Below are 20,535 nucleotides of genomic sequence, written 5' to 3'. Positions count from 1 at the left end.
AGGGTGTGTTACGGCTATGAAAGAATTTCGGAACTCAGAAAAGTGAGAATTAGCCGAAACGCACCGAGAAAGATTGTGCGTTTCGGCTTACGCCTAACACACCTCACTGACTGGGGTTAAATGACACAAGAGCCTTAAATTGGGGAAGTTATAGTGGTAGTCAGATATGTTAGGACAATTTGAAAGCTTGAATGCCAGGAATAGTAAGACTTTTCCTCCTGCCTCCTGCCTTCTACCTCCTGGAGACAGCGCGTTGCGGGGGTTCCCCCCGTTGTAGCGACTGTCGTCCTTCTGCTATAAAAGCAAGAATAGAAAAAACGATGCTTTTGAAAGCAGCAATCAAACCTAAAATAGGTATAGGCAATTATCGCTTCATTTCCTCAAAGTGATGAAAAATAAAGTCAAACCTGATTGGGCTGGTGAAAGCATACTCTCCAAGTTCGTTAATCTGCTAATCCAGACCAAACCTATTTACAATGTGATGAAATACCAAGCTCGGCAAGTATTAATCACAACAGCCGAAAAGAATGGGATTCCCTGGCGCAAAAACTCTGAAGCCCTACAAGGGCTAATGACAAAACAATTGCTAGGGGCAGTTACTAACCCAGGAATTGTGTATCCAGAATATTACAAAGTACCATTCCACGCTTACGCTGAGGGTAATCTTTGTTGGGAAGCGGCTTTTGAAGCGGAGTCAGCTACCTATGCTATGTCTTTGCGTGTTTGGCCGCAAGAAAACCTCTCTTGGGAAGCGGCTCACGCCAGGCTTAGAGGTACTTTTCATGATGCTTTGGCAGCTTACGGCCCTTTGCAGGTGAGGGAAATTTTGGACATTGGCTGCTCCATAGGTTTATCTACGATGGCGCTACACCGTTTCTATCAAGAGAAACAAGAGCAACCAATTCGGACTGTGGGTTTAGATTTGTCGCCGTATATGCTGGCTGTGGCTAAGGCGAGGGATGTCAATAATGAAATTTCCCAATGGGTTCATGCTAAAGCTGAAAATACAGGCTTACCAGATAATTCCTTTGATTTGGTGACACTCCAGTTTGTCTGTCATGAATTGCCAAGCTACGCCAGCAAAGAAATTTTCGTGGAAGCTAAACGACTACTCAGACCGGGTGGTTATATTGCTTTGGTAGATAATAACCCGCGATCGCCTGTAATTCAAAATCTCCCACCCGCTCTGTATACTTTAATGAAAAGTACGGAACCCTGGAGTGATGATTATTACGGTTTCGATATTCCAGCAGCCTTAGAGGAAGCAGGCTTTTCACCCACAATTGAAGTCGCCAGTGACCCCCGTCACCGGACAATTATCGGGAAAAAGCCTTCTTAATAGTAGAATTCAGGAGTCAGGAGACAGAATTCAGAATCAGAATAGCCTCTCTACCTAGTAGTTAAGGTTCTAGAAAAGGGTGTAAGGATTTTGAACACTTACACCCTCTCCCAAACCGTTGATTAATCGTCTCACCACGTCAATTAAATACAGCCAATATCCTTGAGCATTGCTAAATGCTGACCTACAGGGGCGAGGGTATTGGCGACTATCATGCCACTGGCGGCGACGGCGGGCAAACCGATACCGGGGAATGTTGAGTCACCACAACACATCAAGCCTGATAGGGGTGTTAGGGAACTGGGGAATAAACCAACATCGGCGGAAATGGCTGGGCCATAAGAACCACGGTGACGGCGTAAAAAGCGTTCGTGGGTGAGGGGTGTACCAACTAATGTAATTTCGCAACGAGAGTGAATATCAGGAATGATCCGTTCTAGAGCTTGCCACATAATTTGAGAACGCGATCGCTTTTGTTGTTCATACTCTGAACTTTTTCTGTCCATCCCTTCCCAAAGGCTATAAGGTTCATTCCCTGGGGTATAAACGTGAATTACATGCTTGCCTGGAGGCGCAAGAGATGGGTCAATGACTGAGGGAATCGATACTAATACTAGATTTTGCGGTGCTGTGATGCCCTTGTCCCAATCATTCACGATGATGTGGTGACAGGCTAAATTAGCTGGTAAACCTTGAGCATCAATACCTAAGTGGAGGTGCATAAAACTATCACACTCAGGTGTTGCTTGGCGTTGGCGGCGAAATTTTGCTGGTAAGGCTTCTGGCGGAACTAACTTCAGTGTGTCCCAAACCGAAGCATTAGAAACTACAGCCCGCCGCGCCCGAATTTCTTCACCGTTCCGCAAACGCACACCAATAGCCCGGTTATCTTTGACTAATACTTGTTCAATATGCGCCCCTAGTTTTAACTCGCCGCCGTGTTTTTCCAAACCCTGCACCAAAGCATTGACTAAAGCACCACTCCCGCCGACTGGATAATCTAGCTGGACTCCTGGGCGATACCAGTCAGCAAACATGAAAGCTACCTCTGCGGCGTTAGTTCCCGAAGCGGGTAGCCCAGAGAGAAGGAAACACAACATATTCAGCCAGTTGCGGATAAATGGGTCACTGACAACACCATCCATAATGCGAGAGAAAGACCCAGTTAATTTGAGGACATTACCAGTATGACGGGCTAAAGTAGGCGCAAAACGGCTGACGGTGACAGCTGCACCTATATCCAAACGTAACGCAGCCGGTGGCAGAGCGATCGCAGCCTGGGCTAGAGGAGCCATTATTTGTTGTAACTTTCGCCATTGAACAACCGCATCTTCACCGCGTAGTCTGGCTAACACATCACAAAATTGTTCTGCTCCTACCGATGTGTCAAAATCGCCTTCTGGTAAACAGCAACCCCAAGTATTGTAGTTGACGCACGGCAGTTGTGAACCAAGAGCGTCTAGGACTTGCCGTAACGGGTTAGGAGATGGACTATAAGATAATCCCGAATACAGAGATGGCCCGGAGTCAAATTTATATCCTTGACGTTCAAAAGCGTGGGCTGCACCGCCAGCAATGGTATGACTTTCGCAGACAATGACATCAAAGCCATATCTCGCCAACATCGCCGCACAACTTAAACCACCCATACCGCTACCGATAACGACAACATCTGTTTGTTTCACAGCTTTTCTCGCAACAACGCCCAAACTTTTATTAGCTTAGTACCGAAGTTTATGAATCGAAACAAAGGTGAGATTTTTGATAAATAGCCAAGTTGAAGTGATGAAATCAAGGTGAGTGCGACTTTTGAGTGGTTTTTGGTAAACATCTGCCCCCAAATTCTCTGTGTAATGTCTATCCTGGAATAGTAGGGGAATCACCTTAGCGTAAATTGCCAGCAGGTGTTTGATGCTGCAAATAGAACAGATAATACACCACCGTTATCAAATCCAACAGCAACTCGGTAATAATGGCATTCGCCAAACTTGGCTGGCCAAAGATTTACAAGCTGCTGATGGAGAAGAATCATTAGTTGTGGTCAAACTTTTGGCGTTCGGCGGAACTGTGCAGTGGGATGATTTGAAGTTGTTTGAACGAGAAGCACAAATTCTCAAACAACTCAAACATCCGCGCATTCCGCAATACATTGATTACTTTTGTGTTGATGACCGGACATTATGGTTTGGCTTAGTCCAAGAATATATTCCTGGGGAGTCACTCAAAGAAAAACTGGCAGTTGGTAAACGCTGCACAGAAAAGCACGCCCGGAAAATTGCGACTGAGGTTTTAAAAATTCTGATATATCTGCATGAGTTGAATCCTGGTGTGTTGCATCGGGATATCAAGCCCAGTAATTTAATTTGGGGTGAAGATAATCAGATATATTTGGTAGATTTTGGTGCAGTCCAAGATAAAGCCGCTAAAGAAGGCGTGACTTTTACGGTGGTTGGGACTTATGGTTATGCACCGATGGAACAATTTGGTGGTCGCGCTGTTCCGGCTTCTGACTTGTATGCCTTGGGTGCATCGTTAATTCATTTATTAACTGGTGTTCCTCCTGGTGATTTACCGCAACAAGATTTGCGGTTGCAATTCGCTGATAGAGTTAACGTGAGTTCTAGTTTTGTGCGCTGGTTACAAAAGATGACTGAACCTGCGCCGGAACAACGCTTTAGCAATGCTCGCCAAGCAATTGAAGCTTTAAAATCTAATCTGGCTGTTAAGCCTGTAAACAATAAGATAATTAATAATTCTGGTTGTGGGATTAATTCTACAGAACCAGTACCAGAAGAGATTTTGGGATGGAATTGGGGGGCTTTTTTATTACCTTGGTTATGGTTATGGACTAATCAGGTATGGTGTGGCTTATTTTGTTTTGTACCGCAGATTGGTTGGTTTATGGCGATCGCAATGGGGGCAAAAGGCAATGAATGGGCTTGGAGAAGTAGACAATGGCGCAGTATTGAACATTTTAAAGAACATCAACGTGGTTGGGCGATCGCGGGAATCCTCGTCGGCGCACCCATAAGTTTAATTTTGTGGATTACGGCATTTCTCGCGTTGAAGTCAATATTCTAAGGCTGTCTGAGTTGTTGTAGAGAGGTCATAGATCCCCGAATTTTTGAAAAAGTCGGGGATCTGAACACACACACAGATAAATTTTTCAGCAAGTCCTATTTATTATAAATTTCAGGAAATGTAGACTGAAGTTTAGCCAATTTTGGCAAGTCATGGGCTACGACATAGCGACTATCGGGATTACGGGCTATGTAGTTTTGATGGTATTCTTCAGCTTGATAAAAACCTTTTAATTGGCTGATTTCGGTGACAATTTTTTGCTTAAATATTTTCTGCTGATTAAGTTGATCAATATATTTTTGTGCTTCTTGTTTTTGTTCATTGTTAGCAAAAAATATTACTGAACGATATTGTCTACCAGAATCCGGCCCTTGGCGATTTAACTGTGTCGGGTCGTGGGCTACTAAAAAGTAAACTTTTAATAGTTGTTCGTAAGAAATCTTTGAGGGATCATAAGTGATTTTTACTGATTCCGCGTGATTGGTGAAGCCAGAACTCACAAGTGAGTAGTCTGCGGTCATCGCATCGCCGCCAGAAAAACCAGAAACCACATCAGACACACCATTGAGATGCTCAAATACTGCTTCCATTCCCCAAAAGCAGCCACCACCAAAAACGGCTACTTGCTTGGTTTGGGGTGTAGTGGTGGAAATATCACTGGCGGGAGTCGGAAATAATATCCGCGATGCACCATACAAGAGGATGAAACTCAAAGTGATGATGGACAAGTTGCGTACTAGGTTACGAGAAAGTGTTAAGTTGCTATTTGACATGATTGTATGAACTCCTTTTATGATTGATTTAGTTTTTTAGTCATGAGATAGCGATCGCTATCTTTAAATCCCACTCGATGATAAAAATTTTGGGCAGATGTATTTTCTCTTTCAACTTCTAAATGTAATGCTTGAATATTCAGAGAAATGCAGACCTCCTCTAAAAACTTAATTGTTTGTTTGCCGATGCCTTGACCTTGATAAGCTGGATTAATATATATTTCATCAATAAAAGCATCTCGTCCTCCGTATTCCAAACTATAACCAAATGAGAGAATAACATAACCAATTGCTTGATTTTGATGTTGAATTAACCAGATTCGGCCTATAGACTCTTCATTCAGTAATTGAATCAACGCATGACGAACAACCACTGCATTAAAGGAGAGATAACCATCTAGTTGATAAAATTCTTGGATTAAAACTAAAAGTGTTTCAACATCATTATTTTCTCCTGCTTTAAAGTTAATGTTCATATAACAATCCGATTTGATTTCTGAACTTACTCGTGAAGGTAGGGAATGAGATTTTCTTGGTTCCTTTCTTTTACTTCTAATGCAGGTAATTTCAAGATAAAACTACTACCATTCCCAAGTTCTGAGCGGAGTTCAACTGTACCGCCAATACACTCTACAAGGCGTTTGACGATACATAAACCCATACCAGTACCGCCTGTAGCACGGGTGCGAGAAGAATCTAAGCGATAAAATGGTTCAAAAATGCGGGACTGTTCTAATAAGGGAATACCACATCCTTTGTCGCTGACTTGAATCATTGCCACATCTTCCGTTTGGGTGAGATGTAAAATAATTGGCTCACCAGTAGCAGAATATTTCACGGCATTAGTAATCAAATTGTTTAATATCTGCATTAGCTGTTGGCGTTCGGCTTTGACTTGAACAGGAAAAGGAGCGATTTCTAGCTGAATTTCCCGATGATGGAATTTTTCTGTCATCTCGGCGACGGCTACAACTACATCATTAAGTAAGAGTGGTTCAGTTTCGCGGGGACAGGGAATCGCGCTGTTATCCGCCCGTGCTAAGTCTAGCAAGTCTTGGAGGATATGATTCATTCTTGCCGCGTCAGAAACAGCCATTTCGAGCGTTTCTTTTTGGGAAGCAGCTAAATTATGACTGCGTTGGAGACTTCTTTGCAGATATCCATACACCACACTCAAAGGTGTGCGTAACTCGTGGGCTAAATCGCTGAATAACTGGCGTTGCTGTTCTTTGGCTTCAGAAAGTTTGCTTAAAAATTCTATCCATGTCTGGGCTAATTCTTGAATTTCGCTTGGTGTTTGATGCAAGCCTAATTGGTGGGGAGTGAGTTCAGTTGTGCAGGTTTCTGCCCATTGATTAATCTGTTGTAATGGTAAGAGCGATCGCTTAATAAATAAAGTAGTCAAAACTGTGGTGATAATCAGAGAAAAAATACTCATCATTCCCAAACTTTGAATCACAGTCCACAGTTGATAATTATCAGCCATACCATAATTTTGATGAGCAGGCATCAAACATTGTTTGATTTCCCATCCAGCCCAGAGCGTAAAGCTACTTATTCCAAATGTCACAATTAAGATAATGCCAACAGTCAACCGAAAATGTAGTGAAGCAGTGTCAATTCTGGCAACAAAAAATTCGGCTAATTTTCTTTTAAAATTTTCCCCAAAATTTATTGGCATATCTTGTATATGAACAAAAGAGACAAGGTAGACTAGGCGGACAAGCAAGACAAGGTAGATTTACATCTTGCACTTTCCACAGTTCAAATCTAATCGATGTTTCCTCCAGAAAAATTAGTTTTTCCTGAATAGAGTTAAAGCTTTTGCTGAAAGCTTATTCAGAACGATTTGGCATTATTTTATTATCAATACATAAATTATTGGATTTCTCCCGTTCTTAAGTAGGGATTGAATCTCTAAAACACCCTCTATTAACGGGTGTTTATAACTCTGTATAGAGCCAGTAAAAGTTAGGTGTTGTATGGTGTACAACCCTTGTTTTGTAAGCATTATGAGCTTTGGCAATTATTTTTTCTGTGAAAATTAAAGCAGATTCTTTATAAAATTTAATTTCTTATTCAGTCTTTTTTCATATTAATAAACTAATGTATTGATGTAGATGGATTGCACAACACCAAGATATTATTTCACCCCAAAGTGAGGTTTGATTATGAAAGCTTTAATATTTGGTAGTTTGTCTGCTTTAATACTCACTACCGCCTCTACGGCTATAGCTACCCCAACTAAATCTCAACAGCTAGATTCTGCATCATCGGCTCAAGTTGCGTATACAGTTAATGTTCCGACTATTACTAACTCTGGAGTGAAAAATGATACACACTTCATTAAAGTTGCAGTACTGGGGATGTCCGTACAAGACTTAATGATTTCTCTACCAAACCAAATGGAACGTTTTTCTAATGTTCGAGTGGTAGATGATTCGGGTAAAGAAATTGCAGCGAAAACAGAAATCACGAAAGAACGGTTGTCAATTACGTTTGATCAACCAATAGCTGCTGGTAAGTCTGTAGAAGTGCAATTTACAGGTGTACAAACAAAAATTTTAGATGGGAGAATATTACTCTACGGAGTAACAGCTAGACGAACTGGTTTACAAGGGGAAATTCCTGTAGGTACAGCGAGAATTGACCTTCCTTATAAAAATACCAATTGATGTTTAAGCTAGAATCTCCGCCCTAAAAGTGTGGAGAGTATGTTAATCAGTGATATCGTGTATTTTAAAGTGCAGAGGTGCAGGAAAAATTAGTGCGATCGCTACATCTTGCACCAACTGTTTTATGATTTATGGATAGTCCAATCATCGGGAATCCTTTCTAATAGTCCAGAACTAAAAATTTGATTCATATTTAAGTAATCAAGATGGACATAACCAATGTGACAATGACAAGTCTGGTTGGTACAAGGTTGCTCATATAAGGCTGTTTCCCAATCAGAATCATAAATATTACCAATTGGAGATTTAATAAAATGACAACGGCGTATTGTCCCGTCGCCATCAACAGAAATTACTGATTTTCCTGCCCGACAAGAATGCCCAAAGCTAGGATAATGTTTGGTATTCAATTCATATAATGGGTCGATAGATTGGAAAAACTCTCTGTCTGCTGGTGACAAATTCGGGAGTTCAGCTTTGACAGCATTAATCCACAGATAAATTTGGTTTGGTAATTCTTGACGTAAAGCGGCTATTTCTGATTTAAACTTGGGAAAGCCTACAACTCCGACGCTAAATTTAACATTTTGGTGGTTTAATTGAAGACATTTAGATAAAAAGCGATCGCATGATACCCATTCAGAATGAAAAGTAGCCCAAATTGCCAATTTATCTTTGTTACATTCCTCTACCCAATCTAGTTGACAAGAGAGATTAGTTTGAATTGCAGCCTTATTAACGTTGGGTAAATGGGTTAATTTTACCAAGGCTTGCTGATACCAAGAATGGATTAAGGCTTCTCCCCAAGGGGTGAATAGAATTGAAAATTGATGTTGGGGATGTTGGGAAATCCAATTGACAAACTTTTCTAAAGATTGTTTATCTATAGCTAATTCTGCGGCTGTTTGTTGGCGTTTCGCAAAGGGGCAATATTCACAACCGTAGTTGCAACTAATTAAAGAACCGCGATAAAGGATGGTAAGGTACATATTAGTTGAAAGATGAAAAATACCCATTTTGAATTTTTAAATTATTCGGCTACTGTGCAGTAGCGGTCTTCTGTATGTTTTTGTGGATTATCAGAAATAACTTCAATATCTAACTGTTTTAACCTTGCAAGCATATTATCAGTTAGACAATTATCAGAGACATTCAGTGTATCTAGTTGTTGTATTGCTGGACAATTCAGCAAAGCCTCTGCGCCTTCATCACCCAAAGTTCCCATAGAAAAGTCTAACTCTACTAAATTCTCAAGAATAGGAGAATCTACTATTACCAAGGCAATATCATCAGAATATTCACTGTTCCGCAATCCTAAATATTTCAGTTTAGGAAATACCCCAGAAAGTATTGGCATCAAGTCATTAATAGATGATGTACCACCATATCCCTCACTACCCAACCATAATTCTAGATATTCTAACGCTGGTAATTCAAGTTCACAGATTTGATTAATTACTTGATGGCGAAGTCCGCCAGATTCGATAATTAAAGCTTTTAATTTTTCGTGTCTTAATGATGGATTAAAAGCTAGTCCTGCGTTTATTGGTTCATATCCATAGCTATAACCACCATCACCGCGAATTTTTAATACTTCTAGATGGGGATAAGCTTGCAAAATCGGGCTGACATTACTTTGTGGAATTGAAGAAATCATACATTCAGAGTCCTCAATATCTCCAATAAAAACAGCTTTGAGATTAGTCAGATGTGCTTGCAGTGCAACTAGTGAATCCACAACATGGCGCGAACTAAAATCAGTTGCTTCTCTGTCAAACCAAACGCCAAATACTAAAGCTTCAATTTGATTTACCAGATGACTTTGTTGCAATAATTGAAGTTTATTTGCGATTGTTATCTCAGGTTTATTACTATATCTCTCCGTATTTCTCAAAGCGTATGCAATATCAACAGTCTCCTTAATATTAGTTGTTGGCTCAAATTCTATAACTTGCCGATTAGCAAAGGTGCTTACATACTGATGTGGTAGTCTATTTAATTTTTCAAAACCACTCCAAAATTTATAATTATGCAATGCCAGCTTAACTTGAGCTTCTTTTCTATTTTGCAAACAATTAACCGCAGCTTGACGTACTTTTCTAAACTTATCTTCTAAAGCTTCAATTACCAAACCCAATCCTATATCACCATGATTTAGTGCTTCACTTAAAGCCGCAACTCTCGCTTCAATATTTGAACTCGATAAACGTATTTTAACACCTTCAATTCCACCTAAAACAGCACCTTGTACTGGTGGCGGTGCTTCTCCGCCGAGTACAGCGTCAAATTCTCTCGGTTTATTTTGATTGTTTGTCATATTTTCTTCCACGGTAGATGTTATGTAAAATTTTGTATAAAAGTAATTTATTACTTTTATACAAATCTGGTTTAACCTCTACTATTTCAACTCGTAACCCTGCATTAATTCCTGAACTTTCTCAGAAAATAAACACGCGCCGATAGTATCAGAACGTTCAATACCAAATTCAGTTAAGTGTAAACTATCTTCATCTTTCATCGCCAAATTTAAAGTTAGCAATTCTGCAAGTTCGGGAAAATCAGCGTCTACTTCACTAGCAAATCGCTGGCGATAACTAACGAAATTTAATCCTTCATCAGAAAGTAAAGATAATAAGATATATCGCCGACGTTGTTCTTCTGCATCTAATTGAAAACCATAGTGCGCGTATTCAAATAACTCATCGGCTGTTTGAATATATGCTTGCAAAATCTCGCTGATTCCCTTTGCACCTACCGCATACTCATTAGAATAGTGCAGAGTATTCGTGTAAGAACGTGCGCCGCAACCTAAACCAATCATACCGTCGGCTTGACAGCAGTAGATGGGGGAGGGGAAGGGGAAAGTGTGGGGAGTGTGGGGAGATGGGGGAGAAAAATTGCTACCTTGTCCACCTTGTCGAAACATCCGCATAGATACTTGAGTATAACCTTGAGATAACAGGAGCGATCGCCCTTCGCGGTAACAAGCTAAACGAATATCGTCCCATTCTTTTTCTGTGCGTCCCAAACCTGTTAACGGCCGTACATACAAGGGATACAGATAAATTTCTTCTGGTTGAAAGCGCAAAGCACTATGTATTGATTGCAACAAAGTATCGACGGTTTGACCGGGTAAACCGTAAATCAGGTCAATATTCAAAGTGGGAAATCCAGCTTGTTTTATCCTTGTCAAAGCTGCTTCTACTTGAGTATTAGATTGACGCCGCTGGGTGGCTAAGACTTCCGACTCGATGAAACTTTGGACACCAATGCTAACACGATCGATAGAGTGCGATCGCAACAACTTTAACTTCTCCTCAGTCGCAGTTTCTGGTGAAACTTCCACAGAAATCGGAATTTCTTGCAACTTTGCACCCATCGTATTTTCAGCGATATCGAGAATAGTTTCGAGGTGTCCAATGGGTAACTGAGTCGGAGTTCCGCCACCAATAGCGAACCTCGCAAATGACGCATCACCCAACACCGCTTTCATCCGTTGCGCCTGTCGCTGTAACGTGCGGACATATTGACTCATAAAATCTTCATTGTGGCTGACTGTGGTAAACAAGTTGCAGAAACCACAACGCATTTCACAAAAAGGTATGTGTATGTAAAGAAATAGTGCTTGTCTATCTTGCTGCGTCCAAAGTTCCGGAAGATATATAGGTGGGTTGAAAGGACGATAAGCTGTTTTGTGGGGATAAGAATAAACGTATGCTTGATAAGGAGACTGAGAAATTTTAGATTTTAGATTTTGGATTTTAGATTGAGGATTTTGGATTTTAATCATAAATTTTCAAGGTTTTCATAAAATAAACTCTGCATAAGGAACAGTCCAAACAACGGGATGGCTGAGCCGATGTCCAGTGTAACCATCTTCACCATAAGTTGTCCCGTGGTCGGAACAGAGAATGCAAAAAGTAGAATGTCTTTGGCGTATAATATTCCAGAGTTTGGCTAATTGACCATCTACATATTCCAAAGCTGCGGCGTGAGATTCAATGGTGTCGATTTTATCCTTTGGGTTGGGAAGGTAAAAGTAATTTGGTTGATGCAAAGCCGAAATATTTATAAATAAAAATATCCGTTGGTTATGTGGCGTTTTTTCTAAAATTTTCCCCGCCAGATTTACCTGATTTTCTGTAGATTTTGGGTTAGTAACACCTAACTCTGGACTCCAGTAACTTTCAGCAAACATTGAAGGAAATACATTACCTATAGGATTGCGTTTGTTAAAAAAACCAACTCCACCAATGCAAACTGTGTGATATCCCTTAGCAGCTAATCCACTAACAATATTTGAGGTATCTAACACACAAGTTTTATCAGTTGTGGTCGTACTTCCTTGAAATCCTAATGCAAAAAGTCGGGGGTGAATTCCTGGCGTTACAGGTGTGGGTAAAAAGCCGGCAAAAAAAGCATGATGCGCCGCGTAAGTGAAATTTCCAGGTGAGTGGCGTTCTTCCCAAGCTGTTTTGGGTAGAACTTTTTCTAAATTAGGAGTCCGTTTTTGAATAAGTAAGTTTTTGGCTATGTCATAACGTAGAGTATCTAAGGTAATAAATAAGATATCGTGAGTTCCCACGATTTGATTCATATTAAACATATTAAAAATTTTTCTTCATTGTCTGTGTTCTCTGCGCCTCTGCGGTTCGTTCCAAAATCGCCTTAACTTCACTCGTATAAGTATCGATTCCATTCCATAAAATACCCGGTAGTAAATCGCCAAAAGCATTAATTTCTAAAATTGCATGAGTTTTCCAATCAGGTAAAATCAATAAATCAACTCCACAATACAAACTATTAGGAAATAAGCTGGCTGCTTGTTCGCAAGTTCGCTTCATCATCTCCCAATTTTCCGCACCAACTTTTGCTAAAAATTCTTCTGTATCTCCTCGTTCATTCCCTAAATGTAAATTTGTCATCGGACTTTTACCAAGGCGAACAACGATATGCTGTGCTTTCCCATTGATAACCACCACGCGCACATCAAAACCGCATCCTTGTAAATGTGCTTTGGGTAACCATTCTTCAACTTGTACGCCTTCTGCTGTTAAGATATTGATGATATCGGCGATTTCTTCGCGGCGGGTGTAGTGGCTAATTTTTCGGGAGTTGTAAAGTAGAGTTTCCCCATTTTCCCGCACTCGTTCGACGGTGGTAATAGCTGATTCAAAACGGGAATTTGCGCGATAAGCCACAACTCCAGAAGCGGCGGAACCGTGGGAAAGTTTGACAAATACTCGTTCTATTCCCTGGGTTTGCATTTGTTCGCGCAAGTGTTCATAATTGTGAATTTTTCCTAGGGAACGAGGAACGGGTATATTGTTACGGCTGAATCTTTCGTGACAAGCTGGTTTGTCAAACATCACTGCGATGTCTTGGGGATGGTTCATGAAGTACCCCACCCCCAACCCCTCCCCGCAAGCGAGGAGGGGAGTAAAGAGTGTTTCCCATTTTTGCAGGAGATATCGCCAGCCTAAATACCACTGTCGCGGGTAGAGGATGCGTCCTTTATCGAATTCTAATTCCATAGCTTCGCCAGGACTGATGCTTTGATGTTGTCCGTTATCTGATACATTAAAACCTGCGGCGATTATGGCTTTATCAATATCAAAGTTTTTTTCTGGAGAGTCGAAGCGGATAATGGTATTGGGTGCGTTGAATTGTTCCAGGGTTTGTTTACCTGAGATTAAATCTGCGTAATCTATTACGGTAGCTGGTGGTAAGTTGAGATGAGTTAGTGCTTGTTGGAGGAAACCGACACGGCGATTTTCAGGGTTAGCGATGAGGATGAAGTTGAGCATTTTCTGATATATTTTTTATTCGTATAACGCCGAATAACGAGAAGGTATATGTCCGTAACTTCTGTTTTCTTGAGAATGAGCAATTAATAAACAATCAATCAAAGATAATTCTTTTATCTCCTGAATAAACTCTTCCGATATGTAGTTGTGAGCAATATTCAGGGTATGTAAATTAATAATCGCCTCGGATTCAATCAAAGCGTTCAAACCTTTGTCTGTCAAATTTCCCATTGATAAATCTAGTACATCAAGGGTTGCAAGAAGGGGAGATTCAGCCATGAAAGAAGATTGTGCGATCGCATCGGCTATTGCATCAGCATAATCGCTATGTAAACCTAAATATTGTAAATTCGGAAATGATTCACTAAAAAGAATTGGTCTGAGACTATCAATCGTATCATCACAACTATTTTCAGACGTTCTACCCATCCATAATTCAAAATACTCTAAGGCTGGTAAATCGAGAGAACAAAGACGATAAATTGCTACATCACTGAGATTTGCTGTTTCAATAATTAAAGTTTTCAAACTTTTATGTTGTAGTTTTTCACATTCAAGTTCATTGCAGCAAGCACGAATATGTAGTACTTCTAGGTTAGGATAAGCTTGCAATATTAAAGTTATATCTCCAACGCCTATATATGATTTTTTGTATTGATTGTCTCGACTATCACCAATAAATAAAGCTTTCAGCTTAGTTAACTGCTGACGTGCTTCATAAAGGGTATCAACATAACTATCAAAATCAGGACTGACTTCGTAATAACAATCGTACCCAGATAAATGACAAATTAAAGCTTCAACTTGATTAGCCTGGGGGTCTTGCAATAATAACTTTAATTGTTCGATATTTACTATGTAGGCTGTCTCAGATGGATTAGCGATTCCAGTATTAGGATTAAACTTTTCTGCTTTCCAATCCTCCAAAGTTGTAAAAAATAACCCAGGCTGACATCCTAAACGTGCTTGCTTTACTTTACCTTCTGTTTGTTGCAATAGTTCAACAGCAATCTTATGAATTTTAGTTGAGGAATTTTGCAAGGCTTCAATTATTAAATCTAAACCTGCATTTCCATAATTTAGTGCATCAGTCAGTGCTGCAAGCTGCACTTCAAAAACTCCACTTTTTAGGCGACTTCTGACTCCTGCAATCCCTCCTAGCACTGCACGGTTATCGGGTGCATCGCCACCAATTACTGCGTCAAATTCTCTGGGTTGATTTGGATTATTGTTCATCTTGGATTTTACTGATTTTTAAAATATCTACGACGCATCAAATTTATATATAACCTCTGTATTCTTGTACTACTTTGAGGTATAGCTTATTCCCAGACTGAGTAATAGCGATCGCTAAACTGAGAATCTGCAATTAGTCGACATTTCAACTCAGAAAGTTGCTCAATTATATCTTTATGTAAACGATTTCCTGAAACATTGAGAGTATGCAGGCGATTCACTGCTGGAGAATTTAATAAAATATCCCCATTACTCAGATTTCCATCTGTTAATTCAAGTATCTTCAAATTTTCCATAATTGGAGAATTAACGATAGCTTGAGCCACTTCACTCAGATTTCCACATTGTCTTATTGCTAAGTACGCTAAGTTAGGGAAAGATTCACCTGAAAGTATAGGGGCTAAACTATCAATATTAATTTTGCTTAAGTTGCTTCTATTGAGCCATAACTCAAAGTATTCTAAAGACGGTAAATCTAAATTGCAAACTTTAGCTAAATTAGCATCAGATATACCATCAGCATCAACAATCAGAGTTTTTAAACTTTCATGTTTCAATGATTTGATAGGAATATTAGAATTATTTTGATGATTCCGAACTTGTACTATCTTTAGTTCAGGTTTTAAAATATCTTCCTTCACCATACACCCACGTATGTGCAGTAACTCTAAATTATGATAAGCTTTTAATAAGGGATGAATACTACATACATTGATATTTGATTCTTGATATTTAATATTAATTAAATCACAGTAATCACCAATTAATAAGGCTTTCAGGTTTGTGAGTAATTCACAAGCATTAACAAGTATGTCAGTGAAATCTTTAAAAGCGGTTTTAATCTCTGGATTTCTGTAATAAACTTCGCATTTGATTGCTTCTATATCCTTAGCTTTGGAGTCTTTAAGCAAACGCGATAATCTATCTGTACTCTGCACACAATATGCTCTACCTATGGGGTCATATATTCTATCTTCATAATAACGGTCTCCCCAATTTTTAAATATAGTAAACACTAACCAAGGGTCATAATCAAGTAATGCCTGTTTTCCTTTAATACCCGCTTTGCCTAGTAAATAAACAGCACAATCATGTATTGCTTCTGAAGAGTCATATAATGCTTCAATAATCAAATCTACTCCTGGATCACCATATTGCAACGCATCTTCAAGGGCTGCAAATATTACTTCATAATCTTCACTATTGAGACGATTTTTGACTCCCTCAATTCCTCCTAAAACTACAGCATAGTTTTGATTTTTCGCCTCTCCACCAAGTACCGCGTCAAATTCTCCAGGTTGATTTGAATTGTTATTCATCTAAGATTTCCTGACATTTATTAATGTTGACTATTGACTGACTGTTTAACTTAACTTATTCCCAAGTGAGGAAATAACAATGCTATGGTTCTTGTGACTTAGTATTTAATTGGTGCTTAGGTTTAAATAACTAATCACAAATGACAAATGAAAATTATCAATTACTCAGCCACAGAACAATAGCGGCTGTGAATGTAACTATCATCCTCTTCTTCTTTCTGGTCATTTGCTATGACACGCACATTTAAACCAGATAATTTATCAATCATTTCCTCAGATAAAAAAGTTCTCTGACACATTGAGAATATCTAGATAATTAATCGCCTCACAATTAAGTAATTCTTCCGCACCTGCATCACTTAAGGTTCCCAGTGAAAAGTCAAGGACGCTGATAGAGTTAAGAATTGGGGAATTTACAATAGCACTGGCTATTTCATCGCTAAATTGACTATTACATAATCCTAAATAAGTTAATTTGGGAAACTTGTCTGCAAAAATAATTGGGTGTATATCTTCAACCCAACAGGTTCCGCCATAATCTTCACAGCCAAACCATAATTCTAAATGTTCTAATGCTGGCAGATTTAAATTACAAATCTGTGCGACGGTATCCCGACTTAAGCCCCCTGTTTCTACAATTAATGCTTTGAGATTATCGTGTTTGATTGGTGGGCTAAATTGTAAACCGTCTCCACCACGAACTTGTAAAACTTCTAACTGGGGATATGCTTGTAAAATAGGACTAATATCACTTTGTTGAATCCAGGAAATTTCACATTCTTCACTCAGAATATCGCCCAGAAAAATAGCCTTGAGGTTGGGGAAATATTGCTTGACATTAACTAAAGCTTGGATAATTAAACTTGCATTATTTTCATAAGTTTCTGTCCATAAACCTAATACTAAAGCTTCCAATTTTTCGGCGTTGGGTGCTTGAGCAAGTTTACTAAGTTTATCTGCTAAATCCTCTTCATAGTCATCATAAGTACATCGTAGGGCATAAGCTTGATTAACAGGTTCAACAATACCTCTATTTGCATTAAATTCTACCACTGGCCGATTAGCAAATTGAGCGGTATGACAACCTAAATACCGAGTCAATCTTTCTTCCAACTTCCAAGGTTTATATGTTTGCAAAGCTTGTTTAACTTGCGATTCTGTTCTTGACTTTAATAGTCGATAAGCAAAACGTTCTACTAATCTTGATTCATCTTGCAAACCTTGAATTAAAACATCCAACCCAGCGTCACCATATTTCAAGGCTTCGCTAAGTGCTGCTATTCGCACATTCACCACAGGATTTGATAAACAACGTTTAATTCCCTCAATTCCTCCCAGCACCACCCCATCTAGAGGCGGTGGTGATTGTCCTCCCAATACAGCATCATAATCCTGGGGTTGATTTTGATTGTTTGTCATGTTGCTTTACCTGTTGAGTTTTATGAGGGGTATACAAAGTTTGTCTATTGGAGCTGGGTGTAGGGGTTTAAGGGTGTATGTATTCAATTTCCATTGCTTTGTTCTGCCTATACATTTATATGCTGGACATACTGTTCTTGAGAATTGTGCAATCTTATTTAAAGTAGTATATTTGTTCTAGTATAATTGATTTGTGCTGATTGACAATTGCCGTTTACAGGCAAAAGTGATACAACGAAGTAGTTACGTATTGCTGTAAAACCTAGAAAATATTAATATTTGAGTTATGGCAGAGTATCAAAAAATCGAGTATCGCATTGGTAAAGACGGCAAAATTACTGAGACTGTAATTAATGGTTCTGGTGTAAGTTGTACCAATGCAACATCGGGAATTGAAGGTGCTTTAGGAGAGGTAGAAAGCCAAGAACTGCTGCCTGAATATTACGAAGGAGAAGAAAACGCTACAGGAACAGAACAACAGTCTCTCAAGCAAAAATAGGAGGGGCGGAAATGATTGCAGATATCTTATTAGATATCCAAGATATAGGAATGTTTTCTGTAGAAAGCTTGGTTGTGATAGCGATCGCAATTTGTTCGCCACTGTTGATAATTCTAATGATCAATGGTGCGAAAATCCTGCAACTCAACAAGCAATCTCAAATTCAACTCCTAGAAGCTGAAATCCTGACCTGGCAAGAAAAAAACTTAGAATTAGCCCAAAAACTCACCCAAATTACTGCTGAAAAAGAAGCACTACACCAAGAAGGCTTGCGACTGCATCAAGAATTGCAACAGCAGCAAATTCAACTCACCGCAGAATTTCGCGTCGCCACCTTTGAACAATTGCAGACATTACTAACCAACTATCCCAGCATTCATCAAATGGTGAGTGTGAAACCCGAATTACCTGCCAAAAATCTGCTTTCTATGTTTACCCCTCTAGATAACCTCCTTAGTAAATGGGGTTACGAACTCATTGGTAAACCTTGGGAACAAGTACCTTATAATTCCCAACTTCATCAACCAGACAAAGCTGATATGACGCAAGGTGAATTGGTTTACATCCGATTTGTCGGTTATCAGCATCAAGGGAAAATTCTTTGTCCAGCTAAAGTGAGTCGGACTTTACCTGGGGGGAGGTGAGGGGGATGAGGGAGACAAGGGGGACAAGGGGGACAAGGGAGATTAGTCTGTAACAATAACCAATGACAAATGACAAATGACCAATGACAAATGACTAATAACTAATGACTACAGTAATAATTGATTTTGGTACGAGTAATACTGTTGTTTGTACCACGGATTTGATTACGCAAAAGCCGCGGACTTTGCGATTTGAGGGAATGTCGCGGCGGTTTGAGGTGGGGACGGAACAGGTAAGCGTTGTACCAAGTTTGGTGTTTGTTGAGGGACAAAATAGCATTTTGTTTGGTGAAGAGGTACGCGCTAAACGCTTGGGGTTTGCCCAGCCAGAACGATGTTTTCGGGCTTTTAAACGAGATTTAGCGGCGGATTTTGTTCCACCTGCGCGACTGTTGGATGGTAATAGTTATAGTGCAGAGATTATTTCAGAACTGTTTTTGAAAGAGATTTGGCAACAAGTTGAACAGCAATTGCAACCAAGTCACGTTATCTTTACCGTTCCTGTGGGTGCGTTTGAAAGGTATCTTGACTGGTTTCGGGATTTGGGCGATAAACTCAATATGCCCACAGTGCAAATTGTGGATGAATCAACAGCCGCCGCCCTTGGTTATGCCGTCAAGCGTCCTGGTAGTGTGGTTTTGGTAGTGGATTTTGGTGGCGGAACTCTGGATTTAAGTTTAGTGCGGACTGTGAGTGTTGCAGCCGAACAGCAAGCCATACGCGCGGAAGTTCTCGCCAAGTCGGATGCTTTTATTGGCGGTGTCGATATTGATACTTGGATTGTAGAACATTATTTACACAAAATCGGTTCTTCCCGTGAGGAAGTGGGGGAAATCGGTTTTATGAATTTATTGGAAGTAGCAGAAAGGGTAAAAATTCAACTTTCCACCACAGATTTAGCCAAGGAAGCTTGGTTTGATGATGAAAATTTCATGTCTCATGAATTGCAGTTACATCGAGACGAGTTAGGCGAAATTTTAGAAAATCAACAATTATTAGAACAGTTAAGACAAGCCATCGATGAAGTATTCGCGATCGCACTTGCTAAAGGCATTAGCAAATCATCCATAGAACAAGTGTTACTTGTCGGCGGTACTTGTCAAATCCCTGCGATTCAACAATTAGTAATTTCTTATTTTGGTAGACAAAAAGTCAAATTAGATAAACCCTTTGAAGCTGTCGCACATGGGGCATTAGCATTAAGCGAAATGACAGCCATTGATGATTATCTACGCCACAGTTACGCGATTCGCCTTTGGGAACCCCACAGTAAAACTTATTCTTATTTCACCTTAATTGAAAAAGGAGCAAAATATCCAGGGGCGCGTTCTGAAGCTTTAACTTTGCAAGTAGCTATTGAAGGACAGCGAGAAATTCGCCTTGATATTGGCGAAGTTGCCGAAGTTTCCCAAGCGGAAGTTGCTTATGATGAACAAGGCAGAATGACGAGTAGTCACTTAATAAAACAAGATAGCTATCGTTCTCTAGAAACCCATCATCAACAAGTATGCGTCGCCTATCTGGAACCACCAGGACAAACCGGAATCGACAGAATCCAAGCACAATTTGAAGTCAACGAACAACGGGTTTTAGTAGTAACAGTCAAAGATTTATTGACAGGAAAAATGTTAGTAAATAGAGGTGCGATCGCCAACCTCAAATAATCTTCTCTCTGCGCCTTGGCAGTTCGTTTAAAAAATAAAGATCATTTGATATTAATGCGATCGCCTGACCTCAGTGATT

The 20,535-nt window shown here is 39.7% G+C and carries 18 protein-coding genes; 6 read left to right on the top strand and 12 right to left on the bottom strand.

The genetic code is table 11. The features are described from left to right. Positions 1-388 precede the first annotated feature (388 nt). A complete protein-coding gene (locus ACX27_RS16815) occupies positions 389-1,339 on the top strand; it encodes a class I SAM-dependent methyltransferase (protein ID WP_062294546.1) in 951 nt (316 codons plus the stop codon). A gap of 143 nt (positions 1,340-1,482) precedes the next feature. On the opposite strand, the gene ACX27_RS16810 is transcribed toward ACX27_RS16815, so the two are convergent. After that, entirely contained in the window at positions 1,483-3,024 is a 1,542-nt protein-coding gene (locus ACX27_RS16810) for a phytoene desaturase family protein (protein ID WP_144427475.1), read from the bottom strand. A gap of 226 nt (positions 3,025-3,250) precedes the next feature. Here ACX27_RS16810 and ACX27_RS16805 point away from each other — a divergent pair, with 226 nt between their 5' ends. Continuing rightward, the gene (locus ACX27_RS16805; protein ID WP_062294544.1) at positions 3,251-4,420 is read left to right on the top strand and encodes a serine/threonine protein kinase; all 1,170 of its coding nucleotides are present in this window, start codon (positions 3,251-3,253) and stop codon (positions 4,418-4,420) included. Between the two features lie 95 nt (positions 4,421-4,515). On the opposite strand, the gene msrA is transcribed toward ACX27_RS16805, so the two are convergent. Genes msrA through ACX27_RS16790 form a run of 3 tightly spaced genes read right to left on the bottom strand, consistent with a single transcriptional unit; the run spans position 4,516 to position 6,874 of the window. Continuing rightward, on the bottom strand, positions 4,516-5,193 hold the full coding sequence (gene msrA / locus ACX27_RS16800) for a peptide-methionine (S)-S-oxide reductase MsrA (RefSeq protein ID WP_062294542.1): 678 nt from the start codon (positions 5,191-5,193) through the stop codon (positions 4,516-4,518). A gap of 17 nt (positions 5,194-5,210) precedes the next feature. Beyond that, complete coding sequence (locus ACX27_RS16795; protein ID WP_062294539.1) at positions 5,211-5,669, bottom strand: GNAT family N-acetyltransferase; 459 nt, start codon at positions 5,667-5,669, stop codon at positions 5,211-5,213. A gap of 26 nt (positions 5,670-5,695) precedes the next feature. Then, a complete protein-coding gene (locus ACX27_RS16790; protein ID WP_235526242.1) occupies positions 5,696-6,874 on the bottom strand; it encodes a sensor histidine kinase in 1,179 nt (392 codons plus the stop codon). A gap of 490 nt (positions 6,875-7,364) precedes the next feature. On the opposite strand from ACX27_RS16790, the gene ACX27_RS16785 reads away from it, so the two are divergent. Next, positions 7,365-7,868 (top strand): DUF2808 domain-containing protein, encoded by a 504-nt coding sequence (locus ACX27_RS16785; protein WP_062294536.1) that lies wholly within the window; start codon positions 7,365-7,367, stop codon positions 7,866-7,868. A 122-nt stretch (positions 7,869-7,990) separates the two neighbouring features. Here the strand turns inward: ACX27_RS16785 and ACX27_RS16780 are convergent, their stop codons facing one another. The 8 genes from ACX27_RS16780 to ACX27_RS16745 all read right to left on the bottom strand — a co-directional run bounded on the left by ACX27_RS16780 (position 7,991) and on the right by ACX27_RS16745 (position 17,649). After that, positions 7,991-8,857, bottom strand: a complete 867-nt coding sequence (locus ACX27_RS16780) for an STM4011 family radical SAM protein (protein ID WP_062294534.1) — start codon at positions 8,855-8,857, stop codon at positions 7,991-7,993. 41 nt (positions 8,858-8,898) lie between these two features. Next, positions 8,899-10,185, bottom strand: a complete 1,287-nt coding sequence (locus ACX27_RS16775) for a hypothetical protein (RefSeq protein ID WP_062294532.1) — start codon at positions 10,183-10,185, stop codon at positions 8,899-8,901. Between the two features lie 81 nt (positions 10,186-10,266). Then, positions 10,267-11,658: an STM4012 family radical SAM protein gene (locus ACX27_RS16770; RefSeq protein ID WP_062294530.1), complete on the bottom strand. Its 1,392-nt coding sequence runs from the start codon at positions 11,656-11,658 to the stop codon at positions 10,267-10,269. A gap of 15 nt (positions 11,659-11,673) precedes the next feature. Beyond that, entirely contained in the window at positions 11,674-12,465 is a 792-nt protein-coding gene (locus ACX27_RS16765; protein WP_235526241.1) for an STM4013/SEN3800 family hydrolase, read from the bottom strand. 10 nt (positions 12,466-12,475) lie between these two features. Further along, positions 12,476-13,675 carry an STM4014 family protein gene (locus ACX27_RS16760; protein ID WP_062294526.1) on the bottom strand — a complete coding sequence of 400 codons (1,200 nt, stop codon included), beginning with the start codon at positions 13,673-13,675 and terminating at the stop codon, positions 12,476-12,478. Positions 13,676-13,690: 15 nt separating this feature from the next. Beyond that, a complete protein-coding gene (locus ACX27_RS16755; RefSeq protein ID WP_062294524.1) occupies positions 13,691-14,911 on the bottom strand; it encodes a hypothetical protein in 1,221 nt (406 codons plus the stop codon). An 86-nt stretch (positions 14,912-14,997) separates the two neighbouring features. Continuing rightward, positions 14,998-16,230: a leucine-rich repeat domain-containing protein gene (locus ACX27_RS16750; RefSeq protein WP_062294522.1), complete on the bottom strand. Its 1,233-nt coding sequence runs from the start codon at positions 16,228-16,230 to the stop codon at positions 14,998-15,000. 273 nt (positions 16,231-16,503) lie between these two features. Next, entirely contained in the window at positions 16,504-17,649 is a 1,146-nt protein-coding gene (locus ACX27_RS16745) for an STM4015 family protein (RefSeq protein WP_235526240.1), read from the bottom strand. 286 nt (positions 17,650-17,935) lie between these two features. On the opposite strand from ACX27_RS16745, the gene ACX27_RS16740 reads away from it, so the two are divergent. From ACX27_RS16740 to ACX27_RS16730, 3 genes are all read left to right on the top strand, one after another. Beyond that, positions 17,936-18,148, top strand: coding sequence for a DUF2997 domain-containing protein (locus ACX27_RS16740; RefSeq protein WP_062294520.1), 213 nt, complete (start codon positions 17,936-17,938; stop codon positions 18,146-18,148). An 11-nt stretch (positions 18,149-18,159) separates the two neighbouring features. Then, positions 18,160-18,792, top strand: coding sequence for a hypothetical protein (locus ACX27_RS16735; protein WP_062294519.1), 633 nt, complete (start codon positions 18,160-18,162; stop codon positions 18,790-18,792). 104 nt (positions 18,793-18,896) lie between these two features. Next, the gene (locus ACX27_RS16730; RefSeq protein WP_062294517.1) at positions 18,897-20,456 is read left to right on the top strand and encodes an Hsp70 family protein; all 1,560 of its coding nucleotides are present in this window, start codon (positions 18,897-18,899) and stop codon (positions 20,454-20,456) included. Positions 20,457-20,535 lie beyond the last annotated feature (79 nt).

The organism is Nostoc piscinale CENA21 (assembly GCF_001298445.1).
GTDB classification, from domain to species: Bacteria; Cyanobacteriota; Cyanobacteriia; order Cyanobacteriales; family Nostocaceae; genus Nostoc_B; species Nostoc_B piscinale_A.
This window is presented reverse-complemented; position numbering and strand designations above follow the sequence as displayed.

Bases quoted from the DNA above. Each gene is read 5' to 3' on its own strand.
- ACX27_RS16815 (WP_062294546.1), top strand. From the start codon at position 389: ATGAAAAATAAAGTCAAACCTGATTGGGCTGGTGAAAGCATACTCTCC.
- ACX27_RS16805 (WP_062294544.1), top strand. From the start codon at position 3,251: ATGCTGCAAATAGAACAGATAATACACCACCGTTATCAAATCCAACAG.
- msrA (WP_062294542.1), bottom strand. From the start codon at position 5,193: ATGTCAAATAGCAACTTAACACTTTCTCGTAACCTAGTACGCAACTTG.
- ACX27_RS16795 (WP_062294539.1), bottom strand. From the start codon at position 5,669: ATGAACATTAACTTTAAAGCAGGAGAAAATAATGATGTTGAAACACTT.
- ACX27_RS16790 (WP_235526242.1), bottom strand. From the start codon at position 6,874: ATGCCAATAAATTTTGGGGAAAATTTTAAAAGAAAATTAGCCGAATTT.
- ACX27_RS16785 (WP_062294536.1), top strand. From the start codon at position 7,365: ATGAAAGCTTTAATATTTGGTAGTTTGTCTGCTTTAATACTCACTACC.
- ACX27_RS16780 (WP_062294534.1), bottom strand. From the start codon at position 8,857: ATGTACCTTACCATCCTTTATCGCGGTTCTTTAATTAGTTGCAACTAC.
- ACX27_RS16775 (WP_062294532.1), bottom strand. From the start codon at position 10,185: ATGACAAACAATCAAAATAAACCGAGAGAATTTGACGCTGTACTCGGC.
- ACX27_RS16770 (WP_062294530.1), bottom strand. From the start codon at position 11,658: ATGATTAAAATCCAAAATCCTCAATCTAAAATCCAAAATCTAAAATCT.
- ACX27_RS16765 (WP_235526241.1), bottom strand. From the start codon at position 12,465: ATGAATCAAATCGTGGGAACTCACGATATCTTATTTATTACCTTAGAT.
- ACX27_RS16760 (WP_062294526.1), bottom strand. From the start codon at position 13,675: ATGCTCAACTTCATCCTCATCGCTAACCCTGAAAATCGCCGTGTCGGT.
- ACX27_RS16755 (WP_062294524.1), bottom strand. From the start codon at position 14,911: ATGAACAATAATCCAAATCAACCCAGAGAATTTGACGCAGTAATTGGT.
- ACX27_RS16750 (WP_062294522.1), bottom strand. From the start codon at position 16,230: ATGAATAACAATTCAAATCAACCTGGAGAATTTGACGCGGTACTTGGT.
- ACX27_RS16745 (WP_235526240.1), bottom strand. From the start codon at position 17,649: ATGACAAACAATCAAAATCAACCCCAGGATTATGATGCTGTATTGGGA.
- ACX27_RS16740 (WP_062294520.1), top strand. From the start codon at position 17,936: ATGGCAGAGTATCAAAAAATCGAGTATCGCATTGGTAAAGACGGCAAA.
- ACX27_RS16735 (WP_062294519.1), top strand. From the start codon at position 18,160: ATGATTGCAGATATCTTATTAGATATCCAAGATATAGGAATGTTTTCT.
- ACX27_RS16730 (WP_062294517.1), top strand. From the start codon at position 18,897: ATGACTACAGTAATAATTGATTTTGGTACGAGTAATACTGTTGTTTGT.